This window comes from Streptomyces piniterrae (assembly GCF_005048155.1).
In the GTDB taxonomy this organism is placed as follows: Bacteria; Actinomycetota; Actinomycetes; order Streptomycetales; family Streptomycetaceae; genus Streptomyces; species Streptomyces piniterrae.
In genome coordinates this window covers 158133-175687 of record NZ_SUMB01000009.1, presented here as the reverse complement: position 1 = coordinate 175687, position 17555 = coordinate 158133, and the positions used below count along the sequence as shown (strand labels likewise).

General features: G+C 73.2%; 17 protein-coding genes and 1 pseudogene. 12 read left to right on the top strand and 6 right to left on the bottom strand.

Going from position 1 to position 17555, the window contains the following annotated elements; genetic code table 11:
• Positions 1–39: 39 nt before the first annotated feature.
• The 3 genes from pcaB to FCH28_RS25005 are packed head-to-tail and all read left to right on the top strand — an operon-like array spanning position 40 to position 4036.
• On the top strand, positions 40–1509 hold the full coding sequence (gene pcaB / locus FCH28_RS25015; protein WP_136742553.1) for a 3-carboxy-cis,cis-muconate cycloisomerase: 1470 nt from the start codon (positions 40–42) through the stop codon (positions 1507–1509).
• On the top strand, positions 1506–2849 hold the full coding sequence (pcaDC, locus tag FCH28_RS25010) for a bifunctional 3-oxoadipate enol-lactonase/4-carboxymuconolactone decarboxylase PcaDC (RefSeq protein ID WP_136742392.1): 1344 nt from the start codon (positions 1506–1508) through the stop codon (positions 2847–2849). Before pcaB ends, pcaDC begins: the two co-directional genes overlap by 4 nt.
• Positions 2849–4036, top strand: coding sequence for a 4-hydroxybenzoate 3-monooxygenase (locus FCH28_RS25005; protein ID WP_136742391.1), 1188 nt, complete (start codon positions 2849–2851; stop codon positions 4034–4036). Before pcaDC ends, FCH28_RS25005 begins: the two co-directional genes overlap by 1 nt.
• Before the next feature lie 42 nt (positions 4037–4078).
• Here FCH28_RS25005 and FCH28_RS25000 read toward each other — a convergent pair whose 3' ends face one another.
• On the bottom strand, positions 4079–5098 hold the full coding sequence (locus FCH28_RS25000; protein ID WP_136742552.1) for a PP2C family protein-serine/threonine phosphatase: 1020 nt from the start codon (positions 5096–5098) through the stop codon (positions 4079–4081).
• Positions 5099–5426: 328 nt separating this feature from the next.
• Between FCH28_RS25000 and FCH28_RS24995 the strand changes: the two genes are divergently transcribed.
• The 4 genes from FCH28_RS24995 (at position 5427) to FCH28_RS24980 (ending at position 8817) form a co-directional block, all read left to right on the top strand.
• Complete coding sequence (locus tag FCH28_RS24995; protein WP_136742390.1) at positions 5427–6539, top strand: NAD-dependent epimerase/dehydratase family protein; 1113 nt, start codon at positions 5427–5429, stop codon at positions 6537–6539.
• A 114-nt stretch (positions 6540–6653) separates the two neighbouring features.
• Entirely contained in the window at positions 6654–7376 is a 723-nt protein-coding gene (locus tag FCH28_RS24990) for a glycosyltransferase family 2 protein (protein WP_246103165.1), read from the top strand.
• Complete coding sequence (locus FCH28_RS24985) at positions 7373–8032, top strand: TIGR04282 family arsenosugar biosynthesis glycosyltransferase (RefSeq protein ID WP_136742389.1); 660 nt, start codon at positions 7373–7375, stop codon at positions 8030–8032. The genes FCH28_RS24990 and FCH28_RS24985 overlap by 4 nt, the downstream gene beginning before the upstream one ends.
• Positions 8029–8817, top strand: a complete 789-nt coding sequence (locus FCH28_RS24980; RefSeq protein WP_425471989.1) for a class I SAM-dependent methyltransferase — start codon at positions 8029–8031, stop codon at positions 8815–8817. Before FCH28_RS24985 ends, FCH28_RS24980 begins: the two co-directional genes overlap by 4 nt.
• Here FCH28_RS24980 and FCH28_RS24975 read toward each other — a convergent pair.
• Positions 8745–9209 (bottom strand): hypothetical protein, encoded by a 465-nt coding sequence (locus tag FCH28_RS24975; RefSeq protein ID WP_246103199.1) that lies wholly within the window; start codon positions 9207–9209, stop codon positions 8745–8747. The two genes, FCH28_RS24980 and FCH28_RS24975, sit on opposite strands and share 73 nt — an antisense overlap.
• A gap of 218 nt (positions 9210–9427) precedes the next feature.
• Positions 9428–10750, bottom strand: coding sequence for a molybdopterin-dependent oxidoreductase (locus FCH28_RS24970; protein WP_136742388.1), 1323 nt, complete (start codon positions 10748–10750; stop codon positions 9428–9430).
• A gap of 233 nt (positions 10751–10983) precedes the next feature.
• Between FCH28_RS24970 and FCH28_RS24965 the strand changes: the two genes are divergently transcribed.
• Positions 10984–12420, top strand: coding sequence for a hypothetical protein (locus FCH28_RS24965; protein ID WP_136742387.1), 1437 nt, complete (start codon positions 10984–10986; stop codon positions 12418–12420).
• A 40-nt stretch (positions 12421–12460) separates the two neighbouring features.
• Here the strand turns inward: FCH28_RS24965 and FCH28_RS24960 are convergent, their stop codons facing one another.
• Positions 12461–12784, bottom strand: a complete 324-nt coding sequence (locus FCH28_RS24960) for a hypothetical protein (protein WP_246103163.1) — start codon at positions 12782–12784, stop codon at positions 12461–12463.
• On the opposite strand from FCH28_RS24960, the pseudogene FCH28_RS39930 reads away from it, so the two are divergent.
• Positions 12776–13246, top strand: a pseudogene (locus FCH28_RS39930) (hypothetical protein); the annotation flags it as partial. The gene FCH28_RS24960 and the pseudogene FCH28_RS39930 sit on opposite strands and share 9 nt — an antisense overlap.
• A gap of 65 nt (positions 13247–13311) precedes the next feature.
• Here FCH28_RS39930 and FCH28_RS24950 read toward each other — a convergent pair.
• Positions 13312–14595 (bottom strand): serine hydrolase domain-containing protein, encoded by a 1284-nt coding sequence (locus FCH28_RS24950; protein ID WP_246103161.1) that lies wholly within the window; start codon positions 14593–14595, stop codon positions 13312–13314.
• A 167-nt stretch (positions 14596–14762) separates the two neighbouring features.
• Here FCH28_RS24950 and FCH28_RS24945 point away from each other — a divergent pair, with 167 nt between their 5' ends.
• Positions 14763–15398, top strand: coding sequence for an isochorismatase family protein (locus FCH28_RS24945; protein WP_136742386.1), 636 nt, complete (start codon positions 14763–14765; stop codon positions 15396–15398).
• Between the two features lie 147 nt (positions 15399–15545).
• Entirely contained in the window at positions 15546–15929 is a 384-nt protein-coding gene (locus FCH28_RS24940; RefSeq protein ID WP_136742385.1) for a VOC family protein, read from the top strand.
• 9 nt (positions 15930–15938) lie between these two features.
• On the opposite strand, the gene FCH28_RS24935 is transcribed toward FCH28_RS24940, so the two are convergent.
• On the bottom strand, positions 15939–16757 hold the full coding sequence (locus FCH28_RS24935) for a lipase family protein (RefSeq protein ID WP_136742384.1): 819 nt from the start codon (positions 16755–16757) through the stop codon (positions 15939–15941).
• 201 nt (positions 16758–16958) lie between these two features.
• On the opposite strand from FCH28_RS24935, the gene FCH28_RS24930 reads away from it, so the two are divergent.
• Positions 16959–17348: a hypothetical protein gene (locus FCH28_RS24930; protein WP_136742383.1), complete on the top strand. Its 390-nt coding sequence runs from the start codon at positions 16959–16961 to the stop codon at positions 17346–17348.
• Positions 17349–17555 lie beyond the last annotated feature (207 nt).

Here is a 17555-nt window from a genome sequence, read left to right as displayed (position 1 = left end):
GCCCAGGACCAAGCAGAGGCTCAGGCGACGGCGCCCCAAATCCCTTACGAGGAAGCCGACTTGGGGCTGCTGGCCCCGTCCTCGGCAGGCTCCGCCGCAGCGCTTGCCACCGGCGACGCCGCCTATCTGCGCGCCATGCTCGACGCCGAGGCCGCGCTGACCCGGGCGCAGGCCGGACTCGGGCTGGCACCGGAGTCGGCGGCCGCCGCCGTCACCGCTGCCGCCGCCGACACCCACCGTCACGACCCGCGTGACCTCGCGCTACGGGCCCGCGCCGCCGGCAACCCGGTGGTCCCCCTGGTCGCGGATCTGACCGCCGCCGTCGCCGCATGCGATCCCGAGGCCGCCGCGTACGTCCACCGGGGCGCCACCAGCCAGGACATCCTGGACACCGCCACGATGCTGGTCTGCGCCCGCGCCCTGGCCACCGTCCTCGCGGACCTGCGCCGTACCGCCGACGCGCTGCGCGCTACGGCCGCCGCGCACCGCGACACCCCGATGGCCGGCCGTACCCTCACCCAACACGCGGTACCGACCACGTTCGGCCTCAAGGCCGCGGGCTGGCGCGCCCTCGTCGTCGACGCCCATGACCGGCTCGCCGCCGTACGCATCGCGCTGCCCGCTCAACTGGGCGGCGCGGCGGGAACCTTGGCGGCGTTCGGGGCGTACGCGGAGGCCGACGGCGGCACCCCCGAGCCTCCCGCAGCCGGTCCCGGTCCCGGTCCCGGTCCCGGCCCCGACCCCGACCTCGGCCTCCGCCTCCTCGCCGCGTACGCCGCCGAGACCGGGCTCGCCGAACCCTCCCTGCCCTGGCACACCCTGCGCACCCCCATAGCCGATCTCGCCGGTGCACTGGCCTTCACCGCCGGTGCTCTCGGCAAGCTGGCGGCCGATGTCCTCACCCTCTCCCGTACGGAGGTCGGCGAGCTCGCCGAGGGTGGCCGCGGGGGAGCGTCCTCCGCCATGCCGCACAAGGCCAACCCGGTGCGCGCCACCCTGATCACGGCCGCCGCCCGGCAGGTCCCGGCGCTGGCCGCGGTCCTGTACGGGGCGCTCGCCGCCGAGGACGAGCGCCCGGCCGGCGCCTGGCACGCCGAGTGGCAGCCGCTGCGCGACGCCCTGCGGCTGGTGGGCGGTGCCGCGCGGGACGCGGCCGAGCTGACCTCGGGGCTGCAGGTCCACGCCCCACGGATGCGGCGGAACCTCGACGCGACCGGCGGCCTGATCACCAGCGAACGCCTCGTCGCGGCCCTCACCGCCCTGACCGGCCGCGACGAGGCCCGTCGCACCCTGGACGCGGCGGCCCGGCGCGCGATGGCGGACGGCATCGGCCTGTACGAGGCGCTGCACGCGGAAGCCCCGGCCCTCGCGGCGCTGCTTTCCGGGAAACGCCTGCGCCAACTCCTCGACCCCACCGACTACTTGGGGTCCGCCCGTGCCCTCGTGGACCGTGCCCTCGTGGACCGTGGCCTCGACCGTACCGGGCTCGACCCGCAGGAGCCCACATGACCCACCCGCCCGCCGGCCCCCCGAGCGCGCTCGTGCACTACGCCATCGACGGCCCCGAAGGCGCGCCGCCACTCCTCCTGGGCCCCTCGCTCGGCACCTCACTCGCCGTCTGGGACCACCAACTCCCTTCCCTTGCACGGCAGTTCCGCGTCATACGCTGGGATCTTCCGGGGCACGGCGGCACCCGCACCGACATACTGGCCGCCCCGCCCACGGGAGGGCCCGCGACCACGCCCACCGCTACCGCCACCGTCCCCGACCTCGCCCGCCTCGTCCTGGACCTCGCCGACGGCCTCGGCATCGACCGTTTCGCGTACGCCGGGATCTCGCTGGGCGGCGCCGTCGGGGCCTGGCTCGCCGCACACCACCCCGAGCGGGTCGCCTCGCTCGCCCTGATCTGCTCCTCCGCCCGGTTCGGCGCGCCGGCGGCCTGGCGTGAGCGGGCCGCGCTCGTACGGGAGAGGGGCATCGGGCCGGTCGCCGAGACCACCGCGGCCCGCTGGTTCACCCCGGCCTTCGCCGACTCCCCGGACGCCCGGGGCCTGCTCGACACGCTGCGCCGTACGGTGGATCCCGCCGGCTACGCGGCCTGCTGCGACGCCCTCGCCGGCTACGACCTACGCGCCGACCTGGGGCGCATCGCCGCCCCCACGCTCGTCGTCGCGGGCCGCGCCGACCCGGCCACGCCGCCCGCACACGCCCGCGAACTCACCGACGGCATCCCGGACGCGACGCTCGTGGAGCTGCCCGGGGCCTCCCACCTCGCGAACGTCGAACGCCCGGCACCCGTACTCGCCGCCCTCCTGGGGCACCTCGCGGCACACCCGGCCGGTGAGCGGGCCTCCGGCGACCGGGCTTCCGAAGACTGCGCTTCCGAGGCCCGGAGCTCAGATGACCGGGCGTGCGACGACCGGGCCCGGCGCGCCGCCGGTACGGCCGTACGCCGAGCCGTCCTCGGCGACGCCCACGTGGACCGCTCGATCGCCCGCACCACCGCCCTCACCGCGGTCTTCCAGGACTTCATCACCCGCTACGCCTGGGGCGAGATCTGGACCCGCCCCGGCCTGACACGCCGGACACGCAGCTGTATCACCCTCACCGCCCTGGTGGCCCGCGGCCATCACGATGAACTGGCGATGCATCTGCGTGCCGCGCTGCGCAACGGCCTGACACCGCTGGAGATTCAGGAAGTGCTCCTCCAGTCGGCCGTCTACTGCGGCGTCCCCGCAGCCAACACCGCCTTCGCGCTGGCCGACCGCATCATCACCGAACACCTCGATACCCAGCACCTCGATACCCGGCACCTCGATACCCAGCACCTCGAAGGAACGGACACCTGATGGGCACACCGCAGCACACCTCGGTCGGCATCATCGGCGGCGGCCCGGCGGGCCTGCTGCTCGCGCGGCTGCTGCACCGCTCCGGAATCGACTGCGTCGTCCTGGAGACCCGCGACCGCGCATACGTGGAGCACCGGCAGCGCGCGGGCATCCTCGAACAAGGCACCGTCGACGTGCTGCGCGCCTGCGGGGCGGGCGAGCGGATGGACCGGGAGGGCCTCGTCCACGACGGCATCGAGCTGCGCTACGACCGGCGCGCGCACCGTCTCGACTTCCCGGCGCTGACCGGCGGCCGCAGGGTGATGGTCTATGCCCAGACGGAGTTGGTGAAGGACCTGATAGAGCTTCAACTCGGCTCGGGGGCACCGCTGTTGTTCGAGGCGCAGGCGGTCGCGGTGGAGGGCGCGGACACCGACCGGCCGCTCGTCCGCTACACCCACCAGGGCCGCGAACACACCCTCACCTGCGAATACGTCGTCGGCTGCGACGGCTTCCACGGCGTCACCCGGGACGCGATCCCGGACCGCGCCCGCCGGACGTACGAGCGCGACTACCCGTACTCCTGGCTCGGCGTCCTCGCCGACGTGCCGCCCTCCTGCGACGAGCTGATCTACGCGCACTCCGACCGCGGCTTCGCGCTCTTCAGCATGCGCACACCCACCGTCAGCCGGCTCTATCTCCAGGTCCCCAACGGCACCGACCCGGCGGACTGGCCCGACGACCGCATCTGGGACGAGCTGGCGGCCCGCTCGGCGATCGACGCCCCGTGGAAGCTGGAGCGCGGTCCCCTCACCGCCAAGTCCGTGCTGCCCATGCGGAGTTGTGTCGTCGAGCCGATGCGGTACGGGCGGGTGCTGCTGGCCGGCGACGCCGCGCACATCGTGCCGCCCACCGGCGCCAAGGGCCTCAACCTCGCCGTCGCCGATGTCACCGTCCTGGCCCGCGCCCTCGCCCAGCGGTACGAGACCGGCGCGACGGAGCTTCTCGACACGTACTCCGACACCTGCCTGCGCCGGGTCTGGCGTGCCGAGCACTTCTCGTACTTCATGACGACGACCCTGCACACCGAACAGGACCAGAGCCCGTTCGAGACCCGGCTCCAGCTCGCCCAGCTCGACCGTCTGGCCGCCTCCCGGCACGCCTCCGCCGAACTGGCGGAGAACTACACGGGGCTGCCCCTGGAGTGAGGTGAGGGGAAGGGGGGAAGGCCGCTGCGCGAGCCGGCGTGCTCACCGCTCCTCGTCCGAGTGCGCCATCCGGTAGCGGACCAGCAGCATCGCCGCGTCGTCGTGCAACGGCCCCTCGGCATGCTCGACCAGGTCCTCGCGCACGGCACGCAGCGCGGCCTCGGGGTCGGGGTCCTTGAGCAGCCCGGCACGTTCGTCGAGGGGGTAGAAACGGTCCACCGCGTCGCGGGCCTCGGTGACTCCGTCGGTGTAGAGGAGCAGCTGGTCGCCGGGCGCGAACGGCACCTCGTAAGGGAGCGGCGCCGCCGAGCCGAGGACGGCGAGACCGAGCGGCATGGCACGTTCCGGCGGCTCCGCGTAGCCGACCGCGCCGCTGGGGCGGACGACCAGCGGCGCGGGGTGGCCGAAGTTCAGCAGCGTCGCCTTCGGGCCGTCCCCGATCTCGGCGAGCACCGCCGTCACGAACCGTTCGCCCGACAGATGCCGGTTCAGCGCCCGCTCCAGCCGCTCACCGACCGCCGTCAGATCCGGTTCGTCGTGTGCCGCCTCCCGGAAGGCGCCCAGCACCACCGCCGCGCTCTCCACCGCCTCAAGGCCCTTGCCCTGCACGTCCCCGACGATGATCCGCACCCCGGCGGGCGAGGTCACCACCTCGTAGAGGTCGCCGCCGATCTGCGCCTCGGCGACCGCGGAGGTGTACGAGACGGCGATCCGCAGCGGTCCCGCACCGCGCGGCACCGGGCGCAGCAGGACGCGCTGGGCGACTTCGGCGATCGAGCGGACGTTGGCCAGTTCCCGCTCACGGCGCTGTCGCATGACGGCCGCCACCACGCCGGCCGCGGTGACCCCGGCCACCGTCAGCAGGGCGATCAGCCCGCGCCGGCCCTCGAACAGGCCGTTGTACACCCCCAGTCCGACGCAGAGCACGGACGCGATCAACCCGACGAGAGCGGTACGGCGCCAGCCGCCGACCAGCCCGGCGAAAGCGGGCCCCAGGGAGACCAGGGGCAGCAGACCGACACCGGGGCCCGCGGTCAGATCCACCACGCCGACGAAGGCCATGACCGCATACGGGAGCGCGCACAGCACACGGGAGCCGGGGCGCGGCTCCCCGTTGTCCACGGCCAAGGCGTTCTCCGACGGGTCACTGGGCGGTGGGGGAATTGGCCACCGACCTGAGCATATGCAACATTTGCCGCGCTGAATCACCTCGGGAGCAACGCTGTTACCGAATCGCAGCGGGGGCGCGCGGGGCGCTTCGCCGGAGTGCGCCGGGTGCGCGCACGATCGGCGTCATGGGTTCGGCAGTGCGGGTGCTCAGTGCTTACGGAGTGATGACACGGCCGTCGCGGCGCGGGCCGTGGCGTCCCGCCGTGCATAGCGTGACGGCATGCGTGTACTGGTCACCGGCGGTGCCGGGTTCGTTGGATCGCAGGTCGTCGAGGCGCTCGTGGCGCGCGGGCACGAGCCCGTCGTGCTCGACGCGCTGTTGCCCTCGGCGCACCCCGAACCCCCGCCGCCGCGCCCTGGGGAGCACCGCGTCGTCGCGGACGTAAGGGACCGCGGGGCCGTCGACGCCGCCCTGCGGGGCGTCGACGCGGTCTCTCACCAGGCGGCCATGGTCGGCCTGGGCAAGGACTTCGCGGACGCCGCGCACTATGTGGCCTGCAATGACCTGGGCACCGCCGTACTCCTCGCCGCGATGGCCGCGGCCGGGGTCGGCAGGCTGGTGCTCGCCGGGTCGATGGTGGTCTACGGCGAGGGCCGCTACGAATGCCGTGCGCACGGGGTCGTACGGCCCGGCCCGCGGGCGGTGACCGACCTCGACGCCGGGCGCTTCGAGCCGCACTGCCCCGACTGCGGCGCGGAACTGCGCCCGGGGCTGGTCGGTGAGGACGCGCCGGCCGATCCGCGCAATGTGTACGCGGCGACCAAGCTCGCCCAGGAGCATCTGGCCGCCTCATGGGCGCGCGCGACCGGCGGCCGGGCCGTCTCGCTCCGCTATCACAACGTCTACGGGCCCGGGATGCCGCGCGACACCCCGTACGCCGGGGTGGCCTCGTTCTTCCGCTCGGCGCTGGCACGCGGCGAGGCACCCACCGTCTACGAGGACGGCGGCCAGCGGCGGGACTTCGTCCATGTGCGGGATATCGCGGCGGCCAATGTGCGGGCGCTGGAGGCCATGGCGGACCGGGAGACGGACGGGCCGGGCCGGGGGACGGCTCGGGAAGCGGGGACGCTCACCGCGTACAACACGGGGAGCGGGGCGCCGCACACGGTGGGGGAGATGGCACGGGTGCTGGCCGAGGCGTATGGCGGCCCGGCCCCCGTGGTGACGGGGGAGTACCGGCTGGGCGACGTCCGGCACGTCACGGCTTCGTCGCGGCGGATCGCGGAGGAGCTGGGGTGGCGGGCGGAGGTCGAATTCGCGCCGGGGATGCGGGAGTTCGCCCGGGAGGGGATGCGGGCCGGGGCCGGACCGGGGACGGTGCGGCGTGCCTGAGGAATATCCGGCGGGACCGAGGGTGTGTCACGGGACGCCCCCGGCCCGCCGGCGTCCATGTTTCGTAAGAACCCGAAGTCCTGAATGTCCGCTTCTGATTCCTAGGGTGGCAGCGTGACGAACTCCCCTCTCCCGACCCCTCCCGCAACCTCCGGCCCCGCCTCCGTGGACGTCGTGCTGCCCTGTCTGGACGAGGCCGCCGCACTGCCCTGGGTGCTGGCGCGCATCCCGGCCGGCTGGCGGGCGATCGTCGTGGACAACGGCTCCACGGACGGCTCGGCCCAGATCGCCCGCGCGCTGGGCGCCACCGTCGTACACGAAGCGCGCCGCGGCTTCGGCGCCGCCTGCCACGCGGGACTGCTGGCCGCCGAAGCGGACATCGTCTGCTTCTGCGACTGCGACGCCTCTCTCGACCCGGCCCTGCTGATCCCGTTCGTCCGTGCCGTCCATGACGGCGAGAGCGATCTGGTCCTCGGTCGCCGGCGCCCGCAGGGACGTGGCGCCTGGCCGGCGCACGCCCGGCTCGGCAACCTGGCGCTCTCCCGGATGCTGCGCCGGCGCACCGGACTGCGACTGCACGACCTCGGCCCGCTGCGTGCCGCCCGGCGCACCGCCCTGCTCGGCCTCGGCCTCACCGACCGGCGCAGCGGCTATCCGCTGCAGATGGTCGTCCGCGCCGCCGACGCCGGCTGGCGCATCGAGGAGCGGAACGTGCCCTACCGGCCGCGTACCGGCCGGTCGAAGGTCACCGGCACCTGGCGCGGCACCTGGCACGCGGTACGCGATATGCGGGCGGTGCTGGGCCGGCCCCGGCAGATGGAGGAAACCGCCCGATGAACGCACCCGCAGTTCGTCCGGAGCCGACGACGGTCCTGGTCATCGCCAAGGAACCGGTGCCCGGCAGGGTCAAGACCCGCCTCACCCCGCCCTACAGCCCGCACCAGGCCGCCCAACTGGCCGAGGCTGCGCTGCACGACACCCTCCAGGCCGTGAGCGCCATGCCGGCCCGGCGGCGAGTCGTCGTTCTCGACGGCCGGCCGGGCAACTGGCTCCCGGCCGGTTTCGACGTCCGGCCGCAATGTCCCGGCGGTCTCGACGAGCGGCTGGCCGCGGCCTTCGCCGGCAGTGCCGGCCCGACGCTGCTCATCGGCATGGACACCCCCCAGGTGACACCCCGGATCCTCGCCCCGGCCCTGGAACCCGACGCCTGGCGGAACTGCGACGCCTGGTTCGGCCCCGCCGAGGACGGCGGGTTCTGGGCGCTGGGCCTGGCCGCCCCGGATCCTCGGCTGCTGCGCGGCGTCCCGATGTCCACCGGCCGTACGGGTGCCGCCCAGCGGGCCCGCCTCACCGCCGCCGGACTCCGGGTGCGCGAACTGCCGCCGCTGCGCGATGTCGACACGGCGGACGACGCCCGGCGGGTCGCGGCGGCCGCGCCGGGCGGACGGTTCGCCGCCACTCTCGCCCGGCTGACCCCGGCCCTCGGACGGTGAGCAGCACCATGCCGCCCACGATGCCGCCCACGGCGCCGACCACTCGGCACGACGCCGTCTCCTGGTGCGCGGACCCGTACGCCGACGCGCTGCGCAGCGGCCGCGGCCCGTTGTTCCTGCGCCGCACCGACGGCTGGTTGCTGCCGCTGGAAGTCGAGCGCTGGTGCGCCGGGGCGGACGCCGCCGACCTGTCGGCGCTACGCCGCTGCGAGGGCACGGTCCTCGACATCGGCTGCGGGCCCGGCCGGCTGGTCGCCGCCCTCGCGGCGCAGGGTCACCGGGCGCTCGGCGTCGATGTGAGCGATGCGGCGGTGGCGCGTACGACGGCGATCGGCGGGGCCGCGCTGCGCCGTTCGGTCTTCGACTCCCTTCCCGAGGAGGGGAGTTGGGGTACGGCGCTGCTGCTGGACGGGAATATCGGCATCGGCGGCGACCCCGCCGCCCTGCTCGTCCGGACGGCGGAACTGGTCGCCCGCCACGGGCTGCTCATCGTCGAGACCACACCGGCGTACGCCGACGGGGCGGACGTCGACGAACGGGTCCAGGTACGGGTCGCCAACGGTCTCGGCGGCGGACGCGGTGCACAGGGCGCTCTCTTCCCCTGGGCCCGGGTGGGCACCCCGGCGCTGCTGCGGTATGCCAGGGCTGCGGGCTGGACATGCGTCGAACAGTGGACCGTCGCCGAGGAGCGGAGTGCCGTCGAAGGCGAGGATCAGCGGCCGTCCGCCGGACGCTGCTTTGTCGCGCTGCGCCGTCGCCGCGAGATACCCGGCAGCCGTGGCTGAACCGTACGGCACAGCAGCCACAGGGCCGAGAGCGCGAAGAGCCCGGCCGTGACCAGCAGCCAGCGGGAGAGGAAGACATCGCCGGGCAGGCCGGTGACGGACTCGTAATGCGCCGTCGAGCCGCTCCCCGCACCCGCGATCAGCGGGAACCACACCAACAGCAGCAGCCCGGACAGGGCGGCCGGGACCCGTACGTACAGCGTCCACGCCCGGTGCCGGTCGGTCGCCGCCGTGCCCCTGCGCACCGCCCGGTCGGCGAGCGCGTACAGCGGCAGCAGCACCAGGTCGTGCAACAGCGCCGCCCCGACGAACCACACGATCACCAGCGGCCACTGCTCACCGGCCAGCAGCCGTAGGCCCGCATAGGCGGTGAGCGCGAACGAGCCCAGCATCAGCACCAGATGCAGTGGCCCCTCGCCGTACCAGCGGCGACGGCGCTTCTTCTGCGACGGCACCCGCGCTGCCCGCTGAGCCCGGTTCGACCGCCCCGGCAGCGCCGGCACCACCGCCCGCTGCCACCGCGCCGGCCGCGCCTCCGGCTTCTCCCGCTCTTTCGATCGCCGCGGCTCCTTCGATCCCTCCGGCTCCTTCGACCGCTCGCCTCGCGCCATCACCACTCCCCGAACGTCATACGGGCCACCCACTTGGTGTTGAGCACTCCGGGTGCCGCCGGGACGATGATCCGCGCCGGATAGCCGTGGTCCGGCGACAGATCCTCGCCGCCCACCCGCAGTGCGAGCAGTGACCGCGGATCGCGCACCTGGTTGTCGCGCAGCGCCGCCAGCCGGAACGCGCCGTGCAGCTGGAGCGACTCGACCAGCACGTCCGGCGGTTGCTCGCCGAGCCCCACCAGCGCGGCGAGATCGCGCAGCCGCACCCCGCTCCACCGCTGATCGTCCGTCGACCAGCCCTCCACGCAGGCGATCGGCAGCGCCGCCTCGTGCTGCGGCAGCTTCAGCAGATCGGTACGGCTGAGCCGGACCCTCCTTCCGCTACCGCCGGGAGGCGCCCCCGGCCCGCCGACCTCGATCGTCAGCCGCCAGTCGTCGCCGGTGTCCTGCGGTCTGATGCCGCGGGACGCCGCGGTCTTGTTGATCTGGAAGCCGTTGGGGCCGCTGCCGGGGTCGGGGCCTCCATGCGGCGCCAGCAGGGCCGTACGGCGCCACCACCCGCCGATGCTCTGCCCAGCCGTCGTCGCGAGCAGCAGCAGCGATCCGCCGCCGACCAGTGCCAGCGCACCGCGCCGCGAGACGGTCGGCGGGTCCGGCCGGGGCGCCACCAGCCCGGTGTCGTCGTCGGCTGTCCGCTGCGGCCCGCCCCGCCCGGGGTCCGTACGTTCCCGCAGCGCCCGCAGCGTCCGCGGAAAGCGCAGCACGACATGGGCGACGAACGCGCCGGTGAACACCCACGCCCCGTAGAAGTGCAGCGGATAGAACGACCCCGGGAAGAGGTACTCCAACTGGATGTTGAGGATCCCGGTGACGAACTCGAACAGTGCCCCGCCGACCAGCAGAAGCAGCGACAGCCGCTCCAGCGCATGGCCCACGGACCGGGCCGGCGGCAGCGCGAACAGCTTCGGGATCACCGACCAGAGCTTCGCCAGCAGGATCGGCACCAGCGCGACGCCGAGGGTGACATGCAGACCCTGGGTCACGCGGTAGAGCCACGCCGGGTCCGTCGGCCAGTCGAAGAGGTAGAAGCCCAGCAGGCCCTTGTCGGGCGTCTGGTCGTTGACCCCGCCGGCCAGATTCGGGTTGTACGCGGCGTAGGACAGCATCCCGGTCACGAACAGCAGCGTGACCCCGGCCAGCAGGACGACACCCAGCAGCGCGGTCAGCCGGGGACCGCGCAGCGGACTGCGCCAGAAGGCCGGTGAGGTGGGGGAAACCGGGGGTGCGGGGGATGTGGCGGAGTTGAGGCGGTCGGCGCTCATGCTCCGACCGTAAGCCGCGATCGGCGCGCCACGGCCGCTGCGACGCGTGACGAAAGTCTGACGTCGGCCTGCATTCTGAGGCCGGCCCGCATCAGACGTCGGTCTGCATCAGGCGTCGGCCCGCATCAGACGCCGGTCTGCGGTCACCTGATGTCGGCGGTGACATCTGACGGATCGGTGACGCCGCCCCGCCGGACGGCCGTAGCCGGCCGCCGACGCCCTAGCGTGCCGGTGTGACCCCCGAAGACCGCACCACGACGTCCGGCAGAGAACGCACCGCGCCGCCCGAGAAACCCACCCGGCGCCCGCGCCGGGCCGATCTGCTCGCCGCCGCGGCCGGCGCCGTCCTCGTCACGGTCGCCGCGGTCGTCGGCACCGTCATCCAGCGCGCAAACGGCAGCCTGCACCTCAACTGGCCCCCGCTCTACGCCTCGTGGTTCCCCCATCTGGGCCCCGGCACCCCCGCCGCGCTCACCGTCGCCGCCCTCGTGATCGTGTACGGGCCCCCGATGGCGGCCCGGCTGACCTGGCGCGCCCTCGTCCCGGCCGCCTGGGCCACGGCGATGGCCTGGACCTGGTCGCTGGCCCTGATCGACGGCTGGCACACCGGTGTCGCCGGCCGCCTCGCCACCAAGTACGAGTATCTGACGGTCATCCGCCGCTTCGACGATCTCGGCCCGGCGGTGCGCGACTTCACCCATCACATCCTCAACGACGCGCCGGACCACTGGCCCGCCCATGTCGCCGGGCACCCGCCGGCCGCGGTCCTCACCTTCGTCGGCCTCGACCGCATCGGTCTGGATGGCGGTGCCTGGGCCGGGATCTGGTGCATCACCCTCGGCACCTCCGCCGCGGCCGCGGTCCTCATCGCGCTGCGTGCCCTCACCGACGAGGTGACCGCGCGCCGGGCCGCCCCGTTCCTGGTGCTGGCACCGGCCGCGGTCTGGGCCGGCACCTCCGCGGACGGCTATTTCGCCGCTGTCGCCGCATGGGCGCTCGCGCTGCTCGCTCTCGCCGCGACCCGTACCGTCCGCGCCCCCACGGCAGCCGCCCTGGCTTCAGGGCTGCTCTTCGGCCTGACCTGCTATCTCTCGTACGGCCTCACCCTCATCGCGCTGATCGCCGCCGCGGTCCTGCTGATCACCCGCACGACCCGACCGCTGCCGCTCGCGCTCATCGGGATGGCCGCCGTCGTGGCCGCCTTCACCCTGGCCGGATTCGACTGGTGGGAGGGCTACCGTCTGCTGGTCGAGCGCTACTACCAAGGCGCCGCGGCCGTACGCCCGTACGCGTACTGGATCTGGGCGAACCTCGCCTGCACCGTCCTGATCACCGGACTCGCCACGGTCGCCGGCCTCCGGCGCACCCTCGTGGCGGCCCCCACCGCCCTCCGGCCGACCTCCACCGGCCTCCGGCGGCGGCCCCTCGCCGCCCTCCGGCGGTCCCCGTCCGGGCGGCTCGCGCTCCTCACCCTGGCCGCCCTGACCGCCGTCCTCGTCGCCGACCTTTCCGGAATGAGCAAGGCCGAGACGGAACGCATCTGGCTCCCCTTCGCCACCTGGCTGCTGCCCGCGACCGCGCTGCTGCCCATGGACCGGCACCGCCACTGGCTGTCCGCCCAGGCCGCTTTGGCGCTTCTGGTCAACCACCTGCTCTACACCGGCTGGTGAGCGGCCGTCGGCTACTGCTCGTCGGCTGCTGACCGTTCGGCTACATGGGCGAGGGGAGGTGGAGGGATGAGCGCGCCGCCGTCACCCGGCCGGAGCGCAGGATGCGGATCGGACCGCGGCGGCAGGACGGGCAGGAGGCGCGGCTCAGCGGTGAGGCGACCGGGAGGCCGCCCACGAAGTAGTCGGAGCGTCGCCGGCCGGCCAGGTCGACGGAGTGGCGGATCTCGTAGTCCTCTTCCCATCCGTGTCCGCAGTGCAGGCAGACGAACGCGTACGCCTCGTGAACCGACTCGTCCATGGCCATGCTCACCACGCCCTCTCCCGTGCCCCTCGCCCCCGCGCGGAGACCGGATCCATGCCGCATTTATCCATTATTGCTCCAGGTAATGGCGTTCGGCACCACGCGGGGGAGGGGTGGGCGCACCCCGCGATCGTCACCATTGGTTCATCACTGAAAGTGGGCGAACGGGTACGCATTGTAATCACCGTGTTGTCGGCCAGGTGGACGTCCCTACGACGTCCGAAACAGGCCCACACGCAGAGGAGTTGGCACGGCGCCGCCGACCGAGTCCGATCTTGCCGACGCGCTCCACGAAGCGACCCGCGCGGCGGTGTCGGAGCTGTTCCGGGAGTATCCGGATCACCGCTTCTGGCGAGGCGTTCGGCCCCTCGCTGTCCGCATGGTCGGCGGAGGCGCCAGGGCGTGTCCGATGGGTCATGGCCGGGTCCGCGGCGCTACGCCGACTCCCCGTTCTGCTGCTACGGCGAGCGGTTGCGGCTGCGCGCGATGGAGTCGGCGATGGCGCGGCTGGACGAGGAGGGTCTGTTCGGCGCCGGTGACCGGCGGTTGGGCATCGTCATCAATGTCGAGGTGGCGGCGCCCGTTCGGCGTCAGCCCCGCGCCCGGCCCAGGGCCTCGTACACCGCCCTCACCAGGCCTTTGTTGCGCGGGTCGTCGCCCGTCGTCTCGCCGCCGAACTTGTTCATCGTGTACGCGAAGGACAACCGGTTCTCCGGGTCCGCGAAGGCGTAGGAGCCACCCGCCCCGCCGTGTCCGAACGCCAGGGGGTTGGGCCCGGCCTGACCCTGGTGATTGAGCATGTACCCCAGTCCCCAGCGGACTTGGGTGCCGGCCGGCGCCAGCGCGTCGAGCGCGAGATCGGGCTCGTCCGGAAGGCTCTGCGGACGGCGCATCGCCTCCAGGGTGGCGGGCCCGACGAGCTCGCCGCCGGCCAGGGCGCCGTACACGGTGGCCAGTCCGCGGGCCGTGGCATGGGCGTTCCCCGCCGGGATCTCGGCGGAGCGGTAGGCGGCGCTGTTGACGTCACCGGTGGGGATATAGGTCAGTGCCAGCGCGACGACGGCCAGCGGATGGTCGGACAGGGCGCTGAACGGCGGCTTCGGGAAGCCGGGCAGCAGCTCGGCGAGCCGCGCCTCGGTCAGCTGCCCGACCATGTCCGCACAGCGCGTGTGCTCCTCGGGCGGCGTGCCGATGAACAGCCGCGCGCCGAGCGGCCCGGTGATCTCGCCGCGCAGGAAAGCGCCGAGTGACTGCCCGCTGATCCGCCGGACGACCTCGCCGACCAGATATCCGAAGGCCACCGCGTGATAGCCCTGCGCCGTGCCCGGCTCCCACCAGGGCCGGGCGGCCGCCAGCGCCGCACACACATCGTCCCAGTCGTACGCACGCGGGACGGCCAGCTGCTCACGGGGCGCGATCAGACCGGCGCGGTGGCTGAGCAGCCAGCGCACGGGTATGTCCTGCTTGCCGGCCTGTGCGAACTCCGGCCAGTAGTGGGCGACCGGCGTATCGAGGTCCAACTCGCCCCGGTCCACCAGCAGATGCGCGCAGAGCGCGGTCATCCCCTTCGACGTCGAGTAGACGTTCACCAGCGTGTCGCGCTCCCATGCGCGGGTCCTAGCCGCGTCCGCGTGACCGCCCCACAGGTCGACGACCGGCGCGCCGTCCACCGTCACCGCCACCGCCGCGCCGATCTCCTCGTGCTCCCGGAAATTCCGCTCGAACGCGGCGCGTACGCCCTCGAAGCCGGGTGCGCAGTGGCCGCTGACGGTGGCGGGCCGCGGGGAGTCCGGTGCTGCGGAGTCCGGTTCTGGGGAGCCCGGCTCCTCGGAGCCGGGCTCTACGGCGTCAGGTTCCACGGAGGTGCTGTCCACGGTGGATCTCCCCGGTGTCGTGGTCCTCGAATGGGCTTCCCGTACGGGATGATCCGTCCGGTTCGATGACCGTGGCAACAATGAGGGCCCGTACGGCTCAGCGTCCCGTGTCCGGATTCCGACGGGGGAAACGATCACCGCCGCGGCCCGCCCGCAAGATGGTGCGCATGACCGAGACATCCATCAGCCCCGTCGAGGCCCTGCTCGTCGTCGACGTCCAGTCGGCCTTCGTCTCCGGCGACGAGGCGGTCCCCGACGCGGCCCGGGTGCTGGACCGCAGCCGGGACCTGATCACCCGGGCCCGCGCCGCCGGTGCCCTCGTCGTGCATCTGCAGAACGACGGGCCGCCCGGCGCCGTCGACGAGCCGGAGACGCCCGGCTGGCAGCTCCATCTGCCCATCGCACCCGGCCCCCGGGAGACCGTGGTCCGCAAGACGGACGACGACGGCTTCGAGGAGACCCCGCTGGGCCCGCTGCTCACCGGCGCCGGGGTGCAGGCGCTGGCCATCTGCGGAGTGCTGTCCGAGATGTGCGTCGCCGCGACCGCACGTACGGCGCTGGCACTGGGCTTCCGTGTCGTCCTGCCGCACGACGGCCATGCCACCTACGACATTCCGGCGGCACCCGGCATCAGCGAGCCGGTCCCGGCCGCGATGTCGTCCCGGGCCGCCGAATGGGCGCTCGGCGACGAGGTCGAAATCCCCGGCCGGGCGGCCGACGTCACCTTCACCGCCGCGCCCCGGCAGCCGGCCCCGGCCCGTACACCGCACGCGCCCGCCGCCGAAACGGCCACCCTCGCCTGAGGCGGCGGAGGCACGTACGGAGGCCCCGACCCAGAACGCCGGCGCCCGACCGATGAATGAGCCACCCGGGAGAGGTCTACACGTCTACAGAGAAGGCCGGAAATCAACGCCGGCCTCACCGACCTCGCCACAGAAGGACAGACAGCCATGCCCGACACCACAGCCGCCGCGCCCGCCGCCGTCCAGCCGGTCATCGTCACGCCCGACCTGGAGCGTCTGCAGCGCTTCTACACGGAACTCCTCGGCGCCGAGGAGACCACTCGTGTCCCGGAGGAGGGCTCGGTCTTCTTCGTAGGACTGCGGATCGGCAACGGCGAGCTCGTCCTCGTCGCGGACGAGAACGTCGAGACCGGCAGCCCGGTCCGGATCCTGCTCAATATCGCCGTCCAGGACGTGGACGGGCTGCTGGAGCGGGTGGCACCCCTGGGTGGCAAGGTGTCCGGCCCGCCCAATGACATGCCGTGGGGGCAGCGGGTCGCCCACATCCAGGATCCGGACGGCAACGCGGTCAACCTGAGCCAGCCGGTCTGATCGGCCGCCTCACCTCTGGGCCTTCTCCAACGCGTTGACGTACGCGTCCATGAAGTGGTCGCGGACGCCGTCGGAGGCCGGGGCGAGTGCGTCGGCCGTCAGGCCCTTGGCGCGGTCGAGCAGGCCGCCGACCATGGGCATGGCGTCGTGCAGCTTGCCCTTGGAGTCGATGTAGCGCAGCGCGGCGACGTGGTGGAACACGGGCTCCGGCGGGAGTTGGGGCACGATGTCGTTGTTGTTCACGAAGCGGTACATACGGTTGGCGAAGGCCGAGTCGAACTCCCGGGCCAGCAGCCGGTCGCAGGTGCGGGGCTGGCCGAAGGTGTAGATGCCGTCGGCCGTCAGGCCCGGCTCTTCGAAGTGCAGCCGGGCACCGGCGAGCATCGCCAGCGCCCCGCCGAGGCTGTGGCCGGTGAACCAGAGGGTCTGGTTGTTGTCGCGGAACTCCTTGATGGCGTCGAGGACCTTGGGCCAGATGGACTGCAGCGCCTCGCCGAAGCCGTAGTGGACGAGTCCCTTGCCGCCGGGGCCGGGACACGGCGGTGTGGTGGCGTCGGACAGCCAGTCGCGCAGCTCCGTGGGCTGCGTCCCCCGGAAGGCGGTGATGATCATGTTCTTGCCGGCGAGGGTGTACGCCTGGGTGTCCTCCAGCGGGAACGGCGGCGTGAACCGGGTGATGTGGTGGCGGACCCGGTCGAAGCCCCATTCGCGGGCGGTGGCTTCGACGGTCTTCTCGTCCTTGTAGGCGAGCTCGGAGGCCCTGGCCATGCTCAGTGCGTGGCCGAGGCTGTAGCCGGTGGCGCGGTGGTCGATGGTGGAACTGGTCAACGGAACTCTCCCGGCGATGGTGCGAGTGGTTCTGGTTACGGTTGCGACTACAGCGCGTTGGCGCTGACTACACACGGTAACGTTCGTGGGGTGCATTGTGCGGTTACCTCCGTTCAAACCACTCGTACGAGTCTCCGGTCGCACACACCGCGCCGGCGGGCGAGCCTGGAAGCGTCCGGCTCCCAGAGGAAGGCCCCCACAGTGAACAGCGCGCAACAGATGACACACGCGGAACACCCCTCGGCCGAGGTCGTCGTGGAGGTCGACAGCTGTGCGACCCACGACGCGCACGCCGTCTTCAGCGCCCTGCGCACGCTCTTCGCCTCCGACCGGGCCGCGGACGACGTGCCGGAGGAAGCGCCGGGGCCGGGAGCGACCGTGTGGACCGCGACCGTCGATGTGACCGACCTCGAGACGGAGGTCGCGCCGCGGCCGCTGACGGAACCCGTCATCGTCAACATCCAGGGCGGCTACTGGGCGGTGGCCCGGCTGCGCGAGGGGCTGGCCGCCGCGTTCGCGGTGCGGGTGCTCGGCACCGCCGCCGGCGACCAGGAGCAGGAGGTCCAGCTGCGGCTGGAGACCCGGAAGTAGCCCCGGCCACCGACGCGCGGCCGCCGCCCTCTCCTGGTACTCAGGAAACAGCCGAGTCTGCCGAGCCGGCGGGATGGACGGCAGGACTCAGGCGGCTCAGAGCCCGATGGGATCCCCCAGGTGGTTCGGATCGGAATCGGAAAGGACGCGAGCGAGTGGAGTCCACCAACCAACCGGCCGCCGCGGACGCGCAGGCCACCGCGCACC

Excerpts from the sequence above, each read along its gene's own strand:
- pcaDC (WP_136742392.1), top strand. The coding sequence starts at position 1,506 with ATGACCCACCCGCCCGCCGGCCCCCCGAGCGCGCTCGTGCACTACGCC.
- FCH28_RS25005 (WP_136742391.1), top strand. The coding sequence starts at position 2,849 with ATGGGCACACCGCAGCACACCTCGGTCGGCATCATCGGCGGCGGCCCG.
- FCH28_RS25000 (WP_136742552.1), bottom strand. The coding sequence starts at position 5,098 with ATGGCCTTCGTCGGCGTGGTGGATCTGACCGCGGGCCCCGGTGTCGGT.
- FCH28_RS24995 (WP_136742390.1), top strand. The coding sequence starts at position 5,427 with ATGCGTGTACTGGTCACCGGCGGTGCCGGGTTCGTTGGATCGCAGGTC.
- FCH28_RS24985 (WP_136742389.1), top strand. The coding sequence starts at position 7,373 with ATGAACGCACCCGCAGTTCGTCCGGAGCCGACGACGGTCCTGGTCATC.
- FCH28_RS24975 (WP_246103199.1), bottom strand. The coding sequence starts at position 9,209 with ATGCTGGGCTCGTTCGCGCTCACCGCCTATGCGGGCCTACGGCTGCTG.
- FCH28_RS24970 (WP_136742388.1), bottom strand. The coding sequence starts at position 10,750 with ATGAGCGCCGACCGCCTCAACTCCGCCACATCCCCCGCACCCCCGGTT.
- FCH28_RS24960 (WP_246103163.1), bottom strand. The coding sequence starts at position 12,784 with ATGCGGCATGGATCCGGTCTCCGCGCGGGGGCGAGGGGCACGGGAGAG.
- FCH28_RS24945 (WP_136742386.1), top strand. The coding sequence starts at position 14,763 with ATGACCGAGACATCCATCAGCCCCGTCGAGGCCCTGCTCGTCGTCGAC.
- FCH28_RS24940 (WP_136742385.1), top strand. The coding sequence starts at position 15,546 with ATGCCCGACACCACAGCCGCCGCGCCCGCCGCCGTCCAGCCGGTCATC.